At 70.5% G+C, this 17,620-nt stretch carries 17 protein-coding genes; 7 read left to right on the top strand and 10 right to left on the bottom strand.

The window, feature by feature from the left end; genetic code table 11:
- The first annotated feature begins 20 nt into the window (after positions 1-20).
- Positions 21-425 (top strand): spore-associated protein A, encoded by a 405-nt coding sequence (locus ACWEK3_RS16565; RefSeq protein ID WP_450545204.1) that lies wholly within the window; start codon positions 21-23, stop codon positions 423-425.
- A 129-nt stretch (positions 426-554) separates the two neighbouring features.
- Here the strand turns inward: ACWEK3_RS16565 and ACWEK3_RS16560 are convergent, their stop codons facing one another.
- Positions 555-1,583, bottom strand: coding sequence for a glycosyltransferase family 2 protein (locus ACWEK3_RS16560; protein WP_453249952.1), 1,029 nt, complete (start codon positions 1,581-1,583; stop codon positions 555-557).
- 125 nt (positions 1,584-1,708) lie between these two features.
- Between ACWEK3_RS16560 and ACWEK3_RS16555 the strand changes: the two genes are divergently transcribed.
- On the top strand, positions 1,709-3,193 hold the full coding sequence (locus ACWEK3_RS16555; protein WP_453249951.1) for an LCP family protein: 1,485 nt from the start codon (positions 1,709-1,711) through the stop codon (positions 3,191-3,193).
- 21 nt (positions 3,194-3,214) lie between these two features.
- Here the strand turns inward: ACWEK3_RS16555 and ACWEK3_RS16550 are convergent, their stop codons facing one another.
- Positions 3,215-3,772, bottom strand: coding sequence for an acyl-CoA thioesterase (locus ACWEK3_RS16550; RefSeq protein ID WP_361411719.1), 558 nt, complete (start codon positions 3,770-3,772; stop codon positions 3,215-3,217).
- A 119-nt stretch (positions 3,773-3,891) separates the two neighbouring features.
- Between ACWEK3_RS16550 and ACWEK3_RS16545 the strand changes: the two genes are divergently transcribed.
- Entirely contained in the window at positions 3,892-5,193 is a 1,302-nt protein-coding gene (locus ACWEK3_RS16545) for an LCP family protein (protein WP_450545209.1), read from the top strand.
- A gap of 74 nt (positions 5,194-5,267) precedes the next feature.
- Here ACWEK3_RS16545 and ACWEK3_RS16540 read toward each other — a convergent pair whose 3' ends face one another.
- Together ACWEK3_RS16540 and ACWEK3_RS16535 are read right to left on the bottom strand one after the other, a co-directional pair.
- The gene (locus tag ACWEK3_RS16540) at positions 5,268-5,630 is read right to left on the bottom strand and encodes a four-helix bundle copper-binding protein (protein WP_361411723.1); all 363 of its coding nucleotides are present in this window, start codon (positions 5,628-5,630) and stop codon (positions 5,268-5,270) included.
- A 207-nt stretch (positions 5,631-5,837) separates the two neighbouring features.
- On the bottom strand, positions 5,838-7,010 hold the full coding sequence (locus tag ACWEK3_RS16535) for an acyl-CoA dehydrogenase (RefSeq protein ID WP_450546260.1): 1,173 nt from the start codon (positions 7,008-7,010) through the stop codon (positions 5,838-5,840).
- Positions 7,011-7,181: 171 nt separating this feature from the next.
- Here ACWEK3_RS16535 and ACWEK3_RS16530 point away from each other — a divergent pair, with 171 nt between their 5' ends.
- On the top strand, positions 7,182-8,525 hold the full coding sequence (locus ACWEK3_RS16530) for a UDP-glucose dehydrogenase family protein (protein WP_450546262.1): 1,344 nt from the start codon (positions 7,182-7,184) through the stop codon (positions 8,523-8,525).
- 144 nt (positions 8,526-8,669) lie between these two features.
- Here ACWEK3_RS16530 and ACWEK3_RS16525 read toward each other — a convergent pair whose 3' ends face one another.
- Positions 8,670-9,176 carry a CGNR zinc finger domain-containing protein gene (locus ACWEK3_RS16525; RefSeq protein WP_384083114.1) on the bottom strand — a complete coding sequence of 169 codons (507 nt, stop codon included), beginning with the start codon at positions 9,174-9,176 and terminating at the stop codon, positions 8,670-8,672.
- 118 nt (positions 9,177-9,294) lie between these two features.
- Between ACWEK3_RS16525 and ACWEK3_RS16520 the strand changes: the two genes are divergently transcribed.
- Positions 9,295-9,654, top strand: a complete 360-nt coding sequence (locus ACWEK3_RS16520) for a VOC family protein (RefSeq protein ID WP_390728397.1) — start codon at positions 9,295-9,297, stop codon at positions 9,652-9,654.
- A 72-nt stretch (positions 9,655-9,726) separates the two neighbouring features.
- Here the strand turns inward: ACWEK3_RS16520 and ACWEK3_RS16515 are convergent, their stop codons facing one another.
- From ACWEK3_RS16515 to ACWEK3_RS16505, 3 genes are read right to left on the bottom strand one after another with little or no spacing between them, the layout of a single operon-like run.
- The gene (locus tag ACWEK3_RS16515; protein ID WP_453249950.1) at positions 9,727-10,905 is read right to left on the bottom strand and encodes a dipeptidase; all 1,179 of its coding nucleotides are present in this window, start codon (positions 10,903-10,905) and stop codon (positions 9,727-9,729) included.
- Between the two features lie 5 nt (positions 10,906-10,910).
- The gene (gene purE / locus ACWEK3_RS16510; RefSeq protein ID WP_361411735.1) at positions 10,911-11,438 is read right to left on the bottom strand and encodes a 5-(carboxyamino)imidazole ribonucleotide mutase; all 528 of its coding nucleotides are present in this window, start codon (positions 11,436-11,438) and stop codon (positions 10,911-10,913) included.
- Positions 11,435-12,586 carry a 5-(carboxyamino)imidazole ribonucleotide synthase gene (locus ACWEK3_RS16505; protein WP_453249949.1) on the bottom strand — a complete coding sequence of 384 codons (1,152 nt, stop codon included), beginning with the start codon at positions 12,584-12,586 and terminating at the stop codon, positions 11,435-11,437. Before ACWEK3_RS16505 ends, purE begins: the two co-directional genes overlap by 4 nt.
- A 283-nt stretch (positions 12,587-12,869) precedes the next feature.
- On the opposite strand from ACWEK3_RS16505, the gene ACWEK3_RS16500 reads away from it, so the two are divergent.
- Entirely contained in the window at positions 12,870-13,415 is a 546-nt protein-coding gene (locus tag ACWEK3_RS16500; RefSeq protein WP_390877519.1) for a GtrA family protein, read from the top strand.
- 50 nt (positions 13,416-13,465) lie between these two features.
- Here the strand turns inward: ACWEK3_RS16500 and ACWEK3_RS16495 are convergent, their stop codons facing one another.
- Positions 13,466-14,737 (bottom strand): ATP-binding protein, encoded by a 1,272-nt coding sequence (locus ACWEK3_RS16495; RefSeq protein ID WP_390728394.1) that lies wholly within the window; start codon positions 14,735-14,737, stop codon positions 13,466-13,468.
- A 35-nt stretch (positions 14,738-14,772) separates the two neighbouring features.
- Positions 14,773-15,450: a response regulator transcription factor gene (locus tag ACWEK3_RS16490; RefSeq protein ID WP_100571005.1), complete on the bottom strand. Its 678-nt coding sequence runs from the start codon at positions 15,448-15,450 to the stop codon at positions 14,773-14,775.
- Positions 15,451-15,987: 537 nt separating this feature from the next.
- Between ACWEK3_RS16490 and ACWEK3_RS16485 the strand changes: the two genes are divergently transcribed.
- The gene (locus ACWEK3_RS16485; protein ID WP_453249948.1) at positions 15,988-17,526 is read left to right on the top strand and encodes a peptide MFS transporter; all 1,539 of its coding nucleotides are present in this window, start codon (positions 15,988-15,990) and stop codon (positions 17,524-17,526) included.
- Positions 17,527-17,620: the final 94 nt, after the last annotated feature.

Here is a 17,620-nt window from a genome sequence, read left to right as displayed (position 1 = left end):
TGCGCATGGCAAGAGGAATTGTGTCCGCAGCTGCCGTCCTCGGCCTCACCACCGCCGGGCTGGTCGCCACCGCCGGCACTGCCTCGGCCGCCGCCTCCTACAACGGCGGCTGCGGGACCGGTTACGGCGTGATCGGCTCCAAGCGCGTCGGCGACGGCACCACCTTCATCACGTACAACGGCTCCACCGGCTACAACTGCGTCGTCACTGTCAGCGACACTCCGGGCAAGGCGATGTACATGGATGCCCGCCTGCGGGTCCACAGGACCGACACCGTGTGGAAGTCCAACGAGATGGACGCGGGCACCTTCAGTTACTACGCGGGCCCGGTCTATGTGTACGCCAAGGGATCCTGCGTCGACTACGGCGGTACCGCGAACAACTGGAGCTACATCCAGGTCGATTACGGCGTCCACTGCGGCTGACGAGCACCACGGTCCGCCTCGCTCGGGGAACACAACCGGTGGGACGGCACATGACGGCAGGGTTTTCTGAGCAGCTCGCCGGGGGATGCGGAGCACCCCGAGCGCCCAGGAGGCCCTGCCGTTCAGGTTTCACTGACGGCCGCCGGCCGCCGGCCGCCGCGATGCGATCACCTTCCGCGCCAGGGACTTGGGGCTGGTCAGGAAACCCCAGCCCCAGGACATGTGCATGGTGGCCAGGGCGACCGGGATGCGCAGCCGTGCCGCCAGGGGGAGGCCCTTGCCGGCGGGGACCGATCCGGCGGCGATCGCCGCCAGGTAGCCGCCGGGGACCACCAGAGCCCACGGGGTCAGGGCCGCGCCCACCACGATCCCGGCCGCGATGGCGCACACCGCGGCCGGCGGGGCGAGATAGCGCAGGTTGATGGATCCCTGGTGGTAGCGGGCGACGACGCGCCGCCAGCGGCCGTAGTCCTTGTACTGCCTGGCGAGGGCCTTGACGTTCGGGCGGGGCCGGTAGGACACCCGCAGCTCGGGCGAGAACCAGACCAGGCCGCCCGCCTCGCGGATGCGGAAGTTGAGCTCCCAGTCCTGGGCACGGATGAACTCCTCGTTGTAGCCGCCCTGTTGCTCCAGGGCCGCGCGGCGGAAGACGCCCAGGTACACCGTTTCGGCCGGGCCGGCCTGGCCGCCGGTGTGGAAGGCGGCGTTGCCCACCCCGACCTTCGAGGTCATCGCGGCGGCGACGGCGTGCTCCCAGGCGTTCTCGCCCTCGGCGTGCATGATGCCGCCGACGTTCTGCGCGCCGGTCTCCTCCAGGAGCCGTACCGCGGTGGCTATGTAGTCCGGCGAGAGCATCCCGTGGCCGTCGACACGGACCACGATCGGATGGCGGGAGGCCTTGATCGCGGCGTTGAGCGCGGCGGGGGTGCGGCCGGTGGGGTTCGGGACCGTGTGCACGCGCGGGTCCTCGGCCACGAGTTCGGCGGCAATGTCGTCCGTGCGGTCCGCGGACGGACCCAGGGCGATCACGACCTCCATCTCGCCGCCGTACTCCTGCGCGAGGATCGCTTCGACGGCCCCGCGCAGGTGCCGTTCCTCGTTGAGGACGGGCATGATCACAGAAACGGCGGGGAGTCGCACGTCGGGCTTGGCGTTCATCGGTGCTCACGTTACCGCGAACGGGGGACACCGGTGCGCGCCGTGGGGGTCACTGCGCCGGTCAGCAGATCGTATGGCCCTACGGTGCTCACGGTGCCCACCCACGCCTATGCGGAGGTGTCCCCATGCCCCCCACGCCGTCCCGGCCCCGCCCGCGGCCTCCGCGCGCCCCGCAGCGCCGCGCCGCACCGCCGCGGCCGGCCCGGGCACCATACGCGTCCGCACCGCGCCGGAGACCGCGCTGGGCCATGCGGGCGGCGACCACACTGTCGGTGGTGGTGCTCGCCTCCGCCGGGATCGGGCACGCAGTGGTCTCCGGCCTGGACGCGGACATCGCCCGGGTCGACCCCTTCAAGGACATGAAGAACCGCCCGCGGGCGGGCCACGGCATGAACGTCCTGCTGGTCGGCACCGACGGCCGGGACCGTATCAGCGCGCAGGAGCGGCGCCAGTACCGGCTGGGCGGGCAGGCCTGCCACTGCACCGACACGATGATGATCGTGCATGTGTCGCAGGACCGGCAGCGGGCCAGCGTGGTGAGCCTGCCCCGGGACTCCTACGCCGAGCTGCCCGGTCACGTCGACCAGAACACGGGCCGACGGCACGGGCCGCACCCCGTCAAGCTCAACGCGGCGTACGCGGAGGGCGGCCCGCCTCTGACCGTGCGCATGGTCGAGGACCTGACCCGGCTGAAGATCGACCACTACCTGGAGGTGGACTTCACCACTTTCATGCGGACCGTTGACGTCCTCGGCGGGGTGCAGATCTGCACCGCCGAACCGATGAAGGACAGCTACTCCGGCCTGGACCTGGCGGCCGGCACGCACACGCTCTCCGGCGGCCAGGCCCTCCAGTACGTCCGCTCCCGGCACGTCGACGCGGCGAGCGACCTCGGCCGGATGAAGCGCCAGCAGCGGTTCCTGGCCGCCCTGATCGAGCGGGCGACCTCCTCCCAGGTGCTGCTGAATCCCATGAAGTTCCGGAACGTGGCGTTGACCGTGCTGAGCTCGGTGCGGGCGGACCAGGGTTTCCACACCGACGAGCTGCTCGACCTCGGGCGGGCGATGCGCAACTTCTCCCCATCCTCCTCGGAGTTCACCACCGTCCCGATCGCGCAGCCGTCCTACCCCGTCAACGGCGTCGGCTCGACGGTGAAGTGGGACCGGGCCAAGGCCGACCGGCTCTTCGAGTCGCTGCGGGAGGACCGGCCGCTGACCGTGCGGCGGCCGCGGCAGGCGAACCCCGCGGTGACCGTGCGGGTCGCCCCGCAGCAGATCCGCGTCCAGGTGCAGAACGGCACCGGCGCGGCCGGGCTCGGCAAACGGGTGGACCAGGCGCTGGCGGCGGCCGGGTTCCGTACGACGGGGGCGCCCGCGGACACCAAGGAGCCCACCGTGCGGCGGACCGTCGTGCTCTACGACCCCCGGTGGGACCGGTCGGCGAAGTCGCTCGCCGCGGCGCTGCCGGGCAGTGAGCTGCGGGCCGCGCCGGGGCAGGGCGCCACGCTCAAGGTGATCGCGGGAAGCGACTACCGCCAGGTGCGCCAGGTGCGGGTGGAGGACCAGGTGCAGGGTGCCGCCGTGACGGGCGACGAGGTGCTGTGCGGCTGACGGAGTGACGACCTGGCGGCGTCAGTCCTCGTAGCCCTCGGCCGCGCGCTTCTCGCGCAGTTCCATGATGGCGCGGCGGCGGGCCAGGCGGTGCGTGCGGCGGATCTGGGCCTCCTGGTAGCGCCGCCGGTCCCGGTCGGTCTCGGGCAGGACGGGCGGCAGGGGGCGCGGCTTGCCGTCGGCGTCCACGGCGGTGAAGACCAGGTACGCCGAGCCGACCTGGGTGGTCGGGGTGGACTCGTTCCAGCGTTCGGCGAGGACCCGCACGCCGACCTCCATGGAGGTCCGGCCGGTCCAGTTGACCTGGGCCTTCACATGGACGAGATCACCGACCCTGACCGGTTCGAGGAACGCCATCTCGTCCATGGACGCCGTGACGGCGGGCCCGCCGCTGTGCCGGCCGGCCACCGCGCCCGCCGCGTCGTCGACCAGCTTCATGATCACACCGCCGTGCACCGTCCCCAGCAGGTTGGTGTCGTTGTGGGTCATGATGTGGCTCAGGGTGGTCCGGGACGCCGAAGTCGGCTTGCCGGGGATGTCCGGAATCTCAGATTCCGCGGTGGAGGCCTGCTCTGTCATGACCCCTACCTTATGCCGAGGCGGCATCCGGGGAATTTGTGTCAGCTTCGCAACAGCGGTGCCCTTATTTCCTGACGCCCCTTGTAAGGGACACAGCGGTGCCCTGCACACTGGGGCGCATGAATGATTGGCCCGAGGGGTGGTCCGGCGGCAACCGCGGACCCGGATACGGACGCGGCAGCGCCGGCGCGACGCCGGAAGGGGCGCGAGCGATGCGCCAGGTACGGCGCGGCGGCCCGGGGGCACCCGGCGGGCAGGGCGGATACCCGCCGCCCGGCGGCCCGGGCCCCTCGGCGCCGCCGTACGGCATTCCGCAGCAACCGTCGTACGTCGACGGCCGCGGATACGACGACCCCGGCGACTACGACGGGTACGACAGCGGCTACAACGGCGGCCACGTCTACGGCGGACCGGGCGGGGACGACCCGCGCGGCTACCGTCGCGCGCCGAACTGGGGGCGCCGCTTCAAGTGGTCCGTGATCACCCTGGTCACGCTGCTCGTGGTGACCTCGGTCGCGACCTACTTCTGGGCCGACTCCAAGCTCCGCCGCGAGGTCGACCTGTCCAAGGTCATCGACCGGCCGGAGACCGGCAAGGGCACGAACTACCTGATCGTCGGCTCCGACAGCCGTGAGGGCATGTCCTCGGAGCAGAAGAAGCAGCTGCACACCGGGTCCGCCGAGGGCAAGCGCACGGACTCGATGATGATCCTGCACGTCGGCGACAACGGCGACACGCTGATATCCCTGCCGCGCGACTCCAACGTCACGATCCCGCAGTTCCGCGGCTCGGAGTCCGGCAAGATCAAGGGCCCCCTCGGACCGAACAAGCTGAACGCGGCCTACGCCTTCGACGGTCCGGAGCTGCTGGTCCGCACCATCGAGTACAACACCGGCCTGCACATCGACCACTACGTGGAGATCGGCTTCGCCGGCTTCGCGAACATCGTGGACGCGGTCGGCGGCGTGGAACTCGACATCGACAAGGGCTTCAAGGACAAGTACTCGGGCGCCGACTTCCAGGCGGGCAAGCAGAAGCTGGACGGCCAGCAGGCCCTGGCCTTCGTGCGCACCCGGCACGCGTTCGCCACCTCCGACCTGCAGCGCACGAAGAACCAGCAGAAGTTCCTCGCCGCGCTGTCCCACCAGGTGGCGTCCCCCTCGACGGTCCTGAACCCGTTCAAGCTCTACCCGACGATGGGCGCGGGCCTGGACTCCCTGATCGTCGACAAGGACATGAGCCTGTGGAACCTGGCCTCCATGTTCTGGGCGATGAAGAACGTCAACGGCGGCGACGGCATCTCCATGAACATGCCGATATCCGGCTCGACCGGCGGCAACCTCGTCTGGGACATGCCGAAGGTCAAGACGCTGGTCAATGAGCTGAAGAACGACGAGAAGGTCACGGTCACGGGCAACTGACCCGGACCCCTGCCAGGAGAGCCCCGCGGTGCCGGCCGGCACCGCGGGGCTCTCGCCGTCCGGTCGGGCTCAGGTCACATCCTGACGCTCGCCATCGCACGGCACATCTCGGCGCAGCGGCGACACGCCTCAGCGCAGCGCTTCATCATCTTGTCGTCGGGCATCGACATACACGCCTCGGCGCACATGTCGCAGGCCTTGGCGCATATCGCGCACATCTCGGCCGCCATGGGCGAGCGGCGCATCATCATGTCCGCGCACATGCGGGTCATCTCGGAGCAGTCCATGAGCGCGCGCATGATCTGCATCTGCGCCTGGCCGCCCATCTGCATGCAGGAGCTCATGGCCTCCTCGCAGACGGTGTGGCACGACATGCAGGCCTGGACGCAGTCCTGCATCTCCTTGCTCATGGGGGTCATGGTTCCGGGCTGGGTCATGGCTCCTCCTGGGGGGCGAAGGGCACCGGGGGCGGGCCCTGTACCCCTCCGTCGTACGCCCGCCCGGGTCCCCGCGCCATCCGGCGCGGACAGCGGACCGGGTACCGCCGTTCGGCTTACGGCCCGCGTCCGGCGGCCCTCCCCCGGCGCATCGCGAACGGCCCCCGGCTCAATGCCGGAGGCCGTCGGACGCGTGCAAAGAGACGGCTAGGGAAGGTTCCTGGCCATGACGATCCGCTGGACCTGGTTCGTGCCCTCGTAGATCTGCGTGATCTTGGCGTCGCGCATCATGCGCTCGACCGGGTAGTCGCGGGTGTAGCCGTAGCCGCCGAGGAGCTGGACGGCGTCCGTGGTGACCTCCATGGCGACGTCCGAGGCGAAGCACTTGGCGGCGGCGCCCTGGAAGGTGAGGTCCTTTTCTCCGCCTCCGGCGGCGACGCGCTCGGACTTGGCGGCGGCCGCGTAGGTGAGGTTGCGGGCGGCCTCGATCTTCATGGCCATGTCGGCGAGCATGAACTGGATGCCCTGGAAGTCGGCGATCGGCTTGCCGAACTGCTTGCGCTCCTTGACGTAGCCCTTGGCGTAGTCGAGGGCGCCCTGGGCGATGCCGAGGGCCTGGGCCGCGATGGTGACGCGGGTGTGGTCCAGGGTCTTCATCGCCGTGGCGAAGCCGGTGCCCTCGGCGCCGATCATGCGGTCGGCGGGGATCCGGACGTTGTCCAGGTAGACCTCCCGGGTCGGGGAGCCCTTGATGCCGAGCTTCTTCTCCGGGGCGCCGAAGGAGACCCCGGGGTCCGACTTCTCGACGACGAACGCCGAGATGCCCTTGCTGCGCTTGTCCGGGTCGGTGACGGCCATCACCGTGTAGAAGTCGGACACGCCCGCGTTGGTGATCCAGCGCTTGACGCCGTTGAGGACGTACGTGTCGCCCTCGCGGACCGCCTTGGTCTTCATGCCGGCCGCGTCGGAGCCCGCGTCCGGCTCGGACAGGCAGTACGAGAACATCGCGTTGCCCTTGGCGAGCGGGGCCAGGTACCTCTTCTTCAGCTCCTCGGAGCCGGAGAGCATCACCGGCAGCGAGCCCAGCTTGTTCACGGCCGGGATGAGGGAGGAGGACGCGCAGACGCGGGCCACCTCCTCGATCACGACGACCGTCGCGAGGGCGTCCGCGCCCGCGCCGCCGTACTCCTCGGGCACGTGCACGGCGTGCAGGTCGTTGGCGACCAGCGCCTCCAGCGCCTCCTGCGGGAAGCGGGCCTCCTCGTCCACCGCGGCGGCGTACGGCGCGATCTTCGCCTCGGCCAGCGAGCGGACGGCGTCACGGAGCATGTCGTGCTCCTCGGACGGGCGGTACAGGTCGAAGTCAGCCGATCCGGCCAAGGTCTCTCACGCTCCAACGCTAATTACCGTTAAGTAACCCAAATTTTAGGCGCCCGCCCACGCCAGTGATACGTGAGCTTGGCGACAGCGGGGACATTGCCCGGCGTAGGCCCCGCTCATGCCCCCGATATGCTCGGGCACCGCATCACCATCGTCTCCCCTGGAGGACCCATGAGCCTCAAGATCACCGTGATCGGCACCGGCTATCTCGGCGCGACACACGCCGCGGCCATGGCCGACCTCGGGTTCGAGGTGCTGGGTCTGGACGTCGTCCCCGAGAAGATCGAGATGCTCCGGCGGGGCGAGGTCCCGATGTACGAGCCCGGCCTGGAGGAGCTGCTGCGCCGGCACGTGGCCGGGATCGACGGCTCGACCGGGCGGCTGCGCTTCACGACGGACTACGCGGAGGCGGCCGCGTTCGGCGACATCCACTTCGTCTGCGTGAACACCCCGCAGAAGCACGGCGAGTACGCCTGCGACATGAGTTACGTCGACTCCGCCGTCACCTCGCTCGCCGCGCACCTGAACGGTCCCGCGCTCGTCGTCGGCAAGTCGACCGTCCCCGTGGGGTCCGCCGACCGTCTGGCCCGCATGATCACCGAGCTGGCGCCCGCGGGGGCGGACGTGGAGCTGGCCTGGAACCCGGAGTTCCTGCGCGAGGGCTTCGCCGTGCAGGACACCCTGCACCCGGACCGGATCGTGGTCGGCGTGCGCAGCGAGCGGGCGGAGAAGCTGCTGCGCGAGGTGTACGCCACACCGATCGGCGAGGGCTCCCCGTTCGTGGTCACCGACTTCCCGACCGCGGAACTGGTGAAGACCTCCGCGAACTCCTTCCTGGCCACGAAGATCTCCTTCATCAACGCGATGGCCGAGGTCTGCGAGGCCGCCGGCGGCGATGTGGCCAAGCTGGCCGAGGCCATCGGGCACGACGACCGGATCGGCAGGAAGTTCCTGCGGGCCGGGATCGGCTTCGGCGGCGGCTGCCTGCCCAAGGACATCCGGGCCTTCATGGCACGCGCCGGTGAGCTGGGCGCGGACCAGGCCCTGACCTTCCTGCGCGAGATCGACTCGATCAACATGCGCCAGCGCGGGCAGATGGTGGAGATGGCCCGGCAGGCGCTGGGCGGCGGGCCGTTCCTCGGCAAGCGGGTCGCGGTGCTCGGCGCCACCTTCAAGCCGGACTCGGACGACGTACGGGACTCCCCCGCGCTCAACGTCGCCGGTCAGATACACCTCCAGGGCGGCCAGGTGACGGTCTACGACCCCAAGGGCATGGACAACGCCCGGCGGGTGTTCCCCACGCTCGGGTACGCCGGTTCCGCACTGGAGGCCGTGCGCGGCGCGGACGTCGTCCTGCACCTGACCGAATGGCGGGAGTTCCGCGAGCTGGACCCGGCCGGGCTGGGCGAGGTCGTGGCCGCCCGGGTGATCCTCGACGGGCGCAACGCGCTGGACCCGGAGCTGTGGCGGCAGGCCGGGTGGACGTACCGGGCGATGGGACGCCCGACCGCATAGCCCCGCACCGGCGAACATCCCCAGACATACATAGACGTACGCCGACATGTGACGCCGGTTCGGCCGAGGCTCAGTCGGCCGAACCGGCGTCTGCACGCATTGTGCACCACCGGAGCGCGGCGTGAGCAGTGAACTCCCCGTGGATCACGTCTGCTTCGCCCGATAGCGGCGCATCTTCGCGCGCGCCCCGCACACCTGCATCGAGCACCAGCGGCCGCGGCCGGCCGGGCTGCGGTCGTAGTACGCCCAGTGGCACGTGACCGCCTCGCAGGCCTTCAGCCGGGCCCAGGTGCCCGCGACGAGGGCCTCGGCGACGGCGGCCGCGACCCGGGAGAGCAGGGGGCCGTCGTCGGCGGGGGCGAGCGTGGCGGAGCCGTCCCGGGCGTCGACGGCCACCAGCAGGGGCGCCCCCGCCAGCAGCTCGCCCAGCGGTGTCACCGTCCGGTGGGGCGGGTGCCCGGCGTGGGCCAGCAGCGTGGCGCGCAGCGACTCGCGCAGCTCGCGCGCCTGCGGCAGTTCCGCCTCGGGGATCCCCAGGCGCGCCCGGCCCTCCGCCGTGTCGAGCGAGTCGGCGCCCGTCTCGATGTCCAGCGTGTTCACCAGGGACTCGACCAGCGCCAGGCCTCCGGGCGCGGACGATCTCTCACTCATGTCAGCGACGGTACCTCGCGAAACCGGTTGCGTCGTTACCCGCTATGCGCCAGCATGCAGTAACGGTTACTGGTTACCCACCTCAACGGGTAACGCCGTCCCCGACTGGGAGGAAGTCATGGCTCTCGCCAAGCTGGGTGTCGTCGTCCTGGACTGTCCCGACCCGCGTGCCCTCGCCGGCTTCTACGCCGAGGTGCTCGGCGGGACCGTGGAGGGCGAGGACGACTGGGTGGACCTGAAGGTGCCGGGCGGGTCGGCTCTGGCGTTCCAGAAGGCGCCGGGGTTCGTCCCGCCGAAGTGGCCGGCCGCGGACGCCTCACAGCAGTCCCACCTGGACCTGGTGGTGGACGACCTGGACACGGCGGAGAAGGGGGTGCTGGCACTCGGCGCGCGGCCGCTGGACGCGACGGACCGGGCGCGTGGCTTCCGGGTCTACGCCGACCCCGCCGGGCACCCGTTCTGCCTGTGCGCCTGCTGAGAGGCGTCCGTCAGCCGTCGTGTGCGCCGGACGGCAGGAGGTACACGGCCTCCCGCCGTCCGGTACCGGGACTCACCCGTCCAGTTCGGCGATCGTCGCGTTGGACGGCGTACGGGTGGCCCGCAGATCGCGGGCGACGTCCTCCGCGGTGCCCAGGACGCGGACCGCGTTCTGCCAGGTGAGCTTGGCCAGGTCCGTCCTGGACCAGCCGCGGTCGAGCAGTTCCGCGATCAGGTTCGGGTAGCCGGAGACGTCGTTCAGGCCTTCGGGGGTGAAGGCCGTGCCGTCGTAGTCGCCGCCGATGCCCAGGTGATCGATGCCGGCGACCTCGCGCATGTGGTCGAGGTGGTCGGCCACCGTCGCGACCGTGGCGACCGGGCGCGGGTTCGCCTCCTCGAAGGCGCGGTGGACCTTCATCGCCTCGGCGGTGGTGTCGAGGTGGTGGAAGCCGTGCGCACGCATGTTCTCGTCGGCGGCGGACGTCCAGTCCACGGCCGCCTGGAGCACGAACTTCGGCACGAACGTGACCATCGCGATCCCGCCGTTGGCGGGCAGCCGCTCCAGTACGTCGTCCGGGATGTTGCGGGGGTGGTCGCACACGGCCCGCGCGGAGGAGTGCGAGAAGATCACCGGCGCGCTCGTGGTGTCGAGCGCGTCCCGCATGGTCGTCGCGGCCACGTGGGAGAGGTCGACCAGCATGCCGAGCCGGTTCATCTCCCGGACCACCTCGCGGCCGAAGGCCGACAGGCCGCCCACGCCCGGCTCGTCCGTCGCCGAGTCCGCCCAGGCCACGTTGTCGTTGTGGGTGAGCGTCATGTAGCGCACGCCGAGCGCGTACAGCCCGCGCAGCGTGCCGAGGGAGTCGGCGATGGAGTGGCCGCCCTCGGCGCCCATGAGGGAGGCGATCCGGCCGTCCGCGCGGGCCGCCTCCATGTCGGCGGCGGTCAGGGCGGGGGCCAGGTCGGCCGGGTGGCGGGCGAGCAGCTGCCGTACGCAGTCGATCTGCTCCAGCGTCGCCGGCACCGGGTCGGGCAGGTCCGCGCGGACGTAGACCGACCAGAACTGGGCGCCGACGCCGCCCTCGCGCAGGCGCGGCAGGTCGGTGTGCAGATGGACGTTCTGGGGGGTGGCGATGTCGCGGGCGTCGAGGTCGTAGCGGACCTGCTCGCGCAGCGCCCAGGGCAGGTCGTTGTGGCCGTCGACGACCGGGAACTCGCGCAGCAGGTCCCGGGCTTCGTTCAGCGAGGACACCGGCGTCACTTCCCCGTGCCGAAGCCGAAGGCGCCGGAGTTCTCGACCTTGGCGCGCAGCCGCTTGCCCTTCTCGGTGGCCTGGTCGTTCAGCTCCTGCTGGAACTCCCGCATCCGGGCGAGCAGCTCCTCGTCGTGCGCGGCGAGGATCCGGGCGGCGAGCAGACCCGCGTTGCGGGCGCCGCCGACCGACACGGTCGCCACCGGGACCCCGGCGGGCATCTGCACGATCGACAGCAGCGAGTCCATGCCGTCCAGGTACTTGAGCGGGACGGGCACGCCGATCACCGGCAGCGGCGTGACGGAGGCGAGCATGCCGGGCAGGTGGGCTGCCCCGCCCGCACCCGCGATGATCGCCTTCAGTCCGCGCTCCGCCGCACGCTCGCCGTACGCGATCATCTCGCGCGGCATGCGGTGCGCGGAGACGACGTCGACCTCGTAGGAGATCTCGAACTCGTCGAGCGCCTCGGCGGCGGCCTCCATGACGGGCCAGTCGGAGTCCGACCCCATGACGATGCCAACAACTGGGCTCATTCGGTGATGGTGCCTCTCAGGTAGCCGGCTGCGTGACGGGCGCGTTCCAGCACGTCGTCCAGGTCGTCGCCGTAGGTGTTGACGTGGCCGACCTTGCGGTCGGGCTTCACGTCCTTGCCGTACATGTGGATCTTGAGCTGGGGGTCGCGGGCCATGCAGTGCAGGTACGCGGAGTACATGTCGGGGTAGTCGCCGCCGAGGACGTTCGCCATGACGGTCCACCTGGCGCGCGGGCGGGGGTCGCCGAGCGGCAGGTCGAGGACCGCGCGGACGTGGTTGGCGAACTGGGAGGTGATGGCGCCGTCCATCGACCAGTGGCCGGAGTTGTGCGGGCGCATCGCCAGCTCGTTGACGAGGACACTGGAGGACCCGTCATCATTGCGGGTCTGGAACAGCTCGACGGCGAGGTGGCCGACGACACCGAGTTCCTTGGCGATGGTCAGCGCGAGCTGCTCGGCCTGGAGGGCGAGGTTCTCGTCGAGGTCGGGGGCCGGGGCTATCACGGTGTCGCAGACGCCGTTCACCTGCTGCGACTCCACGACCGGGTAGGCCACGGCCTGGCCGTGCGGGGAGCGTACGACGTTGGCGGCCAGCTCCCGGACGAAGTCGACCTTCTCCTCGGCGAGGACGGGCACGCCGGCGCGGAAGGGCTCGGCGGCCTCCTCGACGGAGTCGACCACCCACACGCCCTTGCCGTCGTAACCGCCGCGGACGGTCTTGAGGACCACGGGGAAACCGTCGCCCTCGGCCGCGAACGCGGCCACGTCCCGCGGGTCGCTCACGATGCGGTGCCGCGGGCAGGGCACACCGATCGCGTCGAGCTTCGCGCGCATCACACCCTTGTCCTGGGCGTGCACGAGCGCGTCGGGGCCGGGGCGTACGGGAATGCCGTCCGCCTCCAGGGCCCGCAGGTGCTCGGTGGGGACGTGCTCGTGATCGAAGGTGATCACGTCGCAGCCCCGCGCGAACGCGCGCAGCGTGTCCAGGTCGCGGTAGTCGCCGATGACGACATCGCTCACCACCTGCGCCGCGGAGTCCTGGGGAGTGTCACTGAGGAGCTTGAACCTGATGCCCAACGGGATGCCCGCCTCGTGTGTCATACGAGCGAGCTGGCCACCGCCGACCATGCCGACTACCGGGAACGTCACGCTCCTAGGGTATCGGCCGCCGCGGTGCGGCCCGCTTCCGCGCCCGCCGGGGCCGTGCCGGCGCCTCGCGGGGACGTCACCCGCCGCACTGACGTACGCACCTCGACCGCGCCGGCGTGCCCGTCGGCGCTCTTACCAGTCGCTTCGACGGTTCTTTCCCGCCTTTTCCCGGACTCTTTCCGACCTGTTCCCGAGCTGATGCCTTGTCCACAGGCGCGGGTGTGGAGCGCTGGTTAGCATGGCCGGGTTGACCGAACCGACCGAGACGGGGGCCTGCACGACCATGGAACATGGTTCCTCGGGGCTTCGACCGGCGCCCCAGGCGCCCCGCGGCGCGCTTCGCAGGCGCGTGGACCAGCTGTGGCGCGAGGTCGTGAAGTTCGGCGCGGTGGGCGGAGCGGGGCTGCTGGTCAACCTGCTCGTGTTCAACCTGGTGCGGCACGTCACCGGACTTCAGGTGGTGCGGGCCAGTGTCATCGCGACCGTCGTCGCGATCGCCTTCAACTACGTCGGCTTCCGCTACTTCACGTACCGGGACCGCGAAAAGAGCGGGCGCACCCGGGAACTGACGCTGTTCCTCCTGTTCAGCGTGGTCGGTCTGGTGATCGAGAACGGTGTGCTGTACCTGGCGACCTACGGCTTCGGCTGGGACAGTCCGCTGCAGAGCAACGTCTTCAAGTTCCTCGGCATCGGCGTCGCGACCCTGTTCCGCTTCTGGTCGTACCGCACCTGGGTCTTCCGCACCCTGCCGGCCCGGGAGACCGTCGCGGGCGCGGAGTCCTTCCTCGAGACCGAGTCGAAGAAGCCCCGGCCCGAGGTCTTCCGCTAGGACCTGCCGGTCCTGGCTCTTCCGCTGGGTCCCGCCGGTGCCGGCCGCGGTCAGCGCACCGTCGGGTGGTCCTCCGACTGCTTCTTCGACGGCGGGGTGCGGGACAGGAACAGGCCGAAGACGGGCGGCTGGGCCTGGAGCAGTTCCAGGCGGCCGCCGTCGGCCTCGGCGAGGTCGCGGGCGACGGCTAGCCCGATGCCCGTGGAGTTGCGGCCGCTGATGGTGCGCTCGAAGATACGGGCGCCCAGGTCGGCGGGGACGCCGGAGCCCTCGTCGGTGACCTCCACCACGGCCTGGTTGCCGGTCACGCGGGTGCGCAGCGCCACCGTGCCGCCGCCGTGCATCAGGGAGTTCTCGATCAGCGCGGCCAGCACCTGTGCGACGGCGCCCGGCGTGCCCACGGCCTGGAGGTGCCGCTTGCCGGAGCTGACGATCGCCCGGCCGGCGCTGCGGTAGGCGGGGCGCCACTCGGCGATCTGCTGCTGGATGACCTCGTCGAGGTCGAAGGAGACGGCGGAGCCGGTACGGGGGTCGCGGGAGTTGGTCAACAGGCGGTCCACCACGTCGGTCAGCCGCTCGACCTGGGCGAGCGCGACGTTCGCCTCCTCCTTCACCGTGTCCGGGTCGTCGGTGAGGGTGATCTCCTCCAGGCGCATGGACAGCGCGGTCAGCGGCGTACGCAGCTGGTGGGAGGCGTCGGCGGCGAGCCGCCGCTCGGCGGTCAGCATGCGGGCGATGCGCTCGGCCGATCCGTCGAGCACGTCCGCGACCCGGTCCAGCTCCGGGACGCCGTAGCGCTTGTGGCGGGGGCGCGGGTCGCCGGATCCGAGGCGCTCGGCGGTCTCGGCGAGGTCGGTCAGCGGGGAGGCGAGCCGGTTGGCCTGGCGGACGGCGAGCAGCACCGCGGCGACCACCGCGAGCAGCGCCACCAGGCCGATGATCAGCAGGGTGCGGCCGACCTCGCGGGTCACCGAGGAGCGGGGCTCCTCCACCCGGACGGTCTCGCCCTGCTCTCCCTTGGCCGTGGAGTGGATCACGTCGCCGGACGGTTTGGCGCCGACCTTGATGGGCTGCTGCCCGGGGATGCCGATCACGGCGTACTGGCCATCGGCCATCTGGTTGCGCAGGACGTCGGCGTTGACCGTGGCCGCGCCGAGCAGCCTGCTGTCGACGATGCTGGCCAGCCGCAGTGCCTCGGAGTCGACCCGCTCCTGGGCACTGCTGCTGATGGTGCGGGTCTCGACGATCACCAGGGACAAGCCGAAGACGGCGATCACGACCAGGACCACGGCAAGCGTGGACTGGATCAGTCGGCGGCGCATGTCCTCCTACCTGACGAAAGCGCGGGGCGGCCGGCTCAGCTCTTCTCGAATCGGAAACCCACGCCGCGCACGGTCGCGATGTACCGGGGGTTCGCGGCGTCGTCGCCGAGCTTCTTGCGCAGCCAGGAGATGTGCATGTCGAGGGTCTTGGTGGACGACCACCAGGTGGTGTCCCAGACCTCGCGCATCAGCTGGTCGCGGGTGACGACCCGGCCCGCGTCCCGCACGAGCACCCGGAGCAGGTCGAACTCCTTGGCGGTGAGCTGGAGCTCCTCGTCGCCCATCCACGCGCGGTGGGACTCGACGTCGATGCGCACGCCGTGCGTGGCGGGCGGCTGCTGCGGCTCGGCGGCGCCGCGCCGCAGCAGGGCCCGGACACGGGCGAGCAGTTCGGCGAGCCGGAAGGGCTTGGTGACGTAGTCGTCGGCGCCCGCGTCGAGGCCGACGACGGTGTCCACCTCGTCGGCGCGCGCGGTCAGGATCAGAATGGGCACCGTGTGGCCGTCGGAGCGCAGCCGGCGGGCGACCTCCAGGCCGTCCATGCCGGGCAGCCCGAGGTCCAGCACGACCAGGTCGACACCGCCCTGCATTCCGGCGTCGAGCGCGGCGGGTCCGTCCTCACGCACCTCGACCTCGTAACCTTCCCTGCGCAGTGCGCGGGCCAGCGGCTCCGAGATGGACGCGTCGTCCTCGGCGAGCAGTACACGGGTCATGAGCCGATGGTAGTCCGCCCGCGCCGCCCGCTGGGGTGGTCCCGCGGTCTGATCGGCACGCACGGTTCTTACCTTGCGGCCGGTCGGGTGCCGCCAGTGCGGCCCCGTGGCACGGACCGGTCGGCGCGGAATGCGATCCTTTGAGGCCTTGGTAATAGACCTTCGAAAGCCGGGCAGGGTTCCCCAGCGACCTGTGATCCGTGTCTCAAGTCCTTCCATATCCGGCAGTGTCCTGCCGTATGGTGGCTTGAACGTCTGATGCACACAGGGGACCTTTGGCGATCGTCTTGACGCTGAAGGTCTCTTTTGTTGAGCGGGTCGGCCCCAACCGGCCCGGGAAGAATGACCTAGGGCCGGGCCTCGTACGCGCGTCGACGCGGGCAGAGGTGTGGATCCCGGTGGCCGTCGTCCGCCGCTTCGCGATCCGGAGCGGGATCCCCCTGGGCGTGGGGTGGACCTCGGGCCTGCCGGTGCCGGCCACCCCCACCGGGCGCGTACCCGCCGAGGGCGGCGCGTCCCGACCAGCAAGGAACGACCATGGCGTCCAGCCTGACGAAGGACTCGGTCCATCCGGGCACCCCCGGTTCCGAAAAGACCTTCTTCGGCCACCCCCGCGGCCTGGCCACCCTCTTCATGACCGAGATGTGGGAGCGCTTCAGCTTCTACGGCATGCGAGCCCTTCTCGTCGTGTACCTGCTCTCCGGCGGCCCCGACGCCAAGAAGGGGAGCATGACCGGTGGCCTCGGCATGGATCTGGCCACCACCACCGCCATCTACTCCGTCTACCTGTCGATGGTGTACCTGCTCGCCATGCCCGGCGGGTGGCTGGGCGACCGCGTCTGGGGTCCCCGCAAGACGGTGGCGATCGCCGCGATCACGATCATGGCGGGCCACACGGTGCTGGCGCTGCCCGGCGGCCAGGCGCCCTTCTTCGCCGGTCTCGCGCTGGTCGCGCTCGGCTCCGGCCTGCTGAAGGCCAACATCTCCACCATGGTCGGCCACCTCTACAAGGGCCCGGACGACCCGCGCCGCGACGGTGGCTTCACGATCTTCTACATGGGCATCAACATGGGTGCCTTCTTCGCGCCGCTGATCATCGGCACCGTCGGCCAGCAGGTCAGCTGGCACCTGGGCTTCGGCCTCGCCGCCGTGGGCATGGCGATCGGTCTCGCGGCCTTCCTCATCGGCACCCGGAACCTGAGCCCGCAGAGCAACGTCGTGCCCAAGCCGCTGGACACCGCCGAGCGTGCCTCCTGGCTGCGCAAGGGCCTGACCTGGCTCGCCGTCGCCGCCGTCTTCTACGGCATCGTCGGTTTCACCGGCCACTTCACCCTGAACTGGGCGATGATCCCGCTCACCGTCATCGGTCTGGTCATCCCGGCCGGCGTCCTGCTGCGCATCAAGCGCGACAAGGAGCTGTCGACCGTCGAGCAGTCCAAGATGACCGGCTACATCTGGTTCTTCGTCGCGGCCGCCGCCTTCTGGATGATCTACGACCAGGGCGGTTCCACGGTCCAGGCGTTCGGTGAGACCAAGACCTCATCCTCGCTGCTGGGCTTCGGCTTCCCGTCCTCCTGGTACCAGTCGCTGAACCCGGTGTTCATCATGGCCCTGGCCCCGGTCTTCGCCTGGTTCTGGCTGTGGCTGAGCCGCAAGGGCAAGGAGCCGAGCACCGTCGCGAAGTTCGCGGCCGCCCTGTTCTTCATTGGCGTCTCGTTCTTCTTCTTCCTGCTGCCGCTGGGCATGGCCAACGGTGACACCCTGGTCAGCCCGATGTGGCTGGTCGGCATCTACTTGATCCAGACCGTCGGCGAGCTGTGCCTCTCCCCGGTCGGCCTGTCGGTGACGACGAAGATGGCGCCGGCCAAGTACGCCAGCCAGATGATGGGCGTGTGGTTCCTCGCGGTCACCGCGGGCGACTCCATCACCAGCCTGCTGTCCAACCCCGCCGTGGCCGGGGTCGACCTCAGCGGCACGGGGGCGGTCACCCTGGAGGCGGTCCTCGCCGCCCTCGCCGGTGTCGCGGTCTACATGTACCGCCGGAAGGTGAAGTCCCTGATGGGCGACGTCCACTGACGTCACCCCTCCGATCGCCGAAAGGGCCGCCCCTCGTGGGCGGCCCTTTCGTGTCGCGGTCTTCTCCGTGTCGCGCTCCTGGTGTCGCGCTCCT

It is taken from the genome of Streptomyces sp. NPDC004721 (assembly GCF_053601495.1).
Note: the sequence above shows the minus strand (reverse complement) of the source record. Positions and strands in the feature narration are given on the sequence as shown.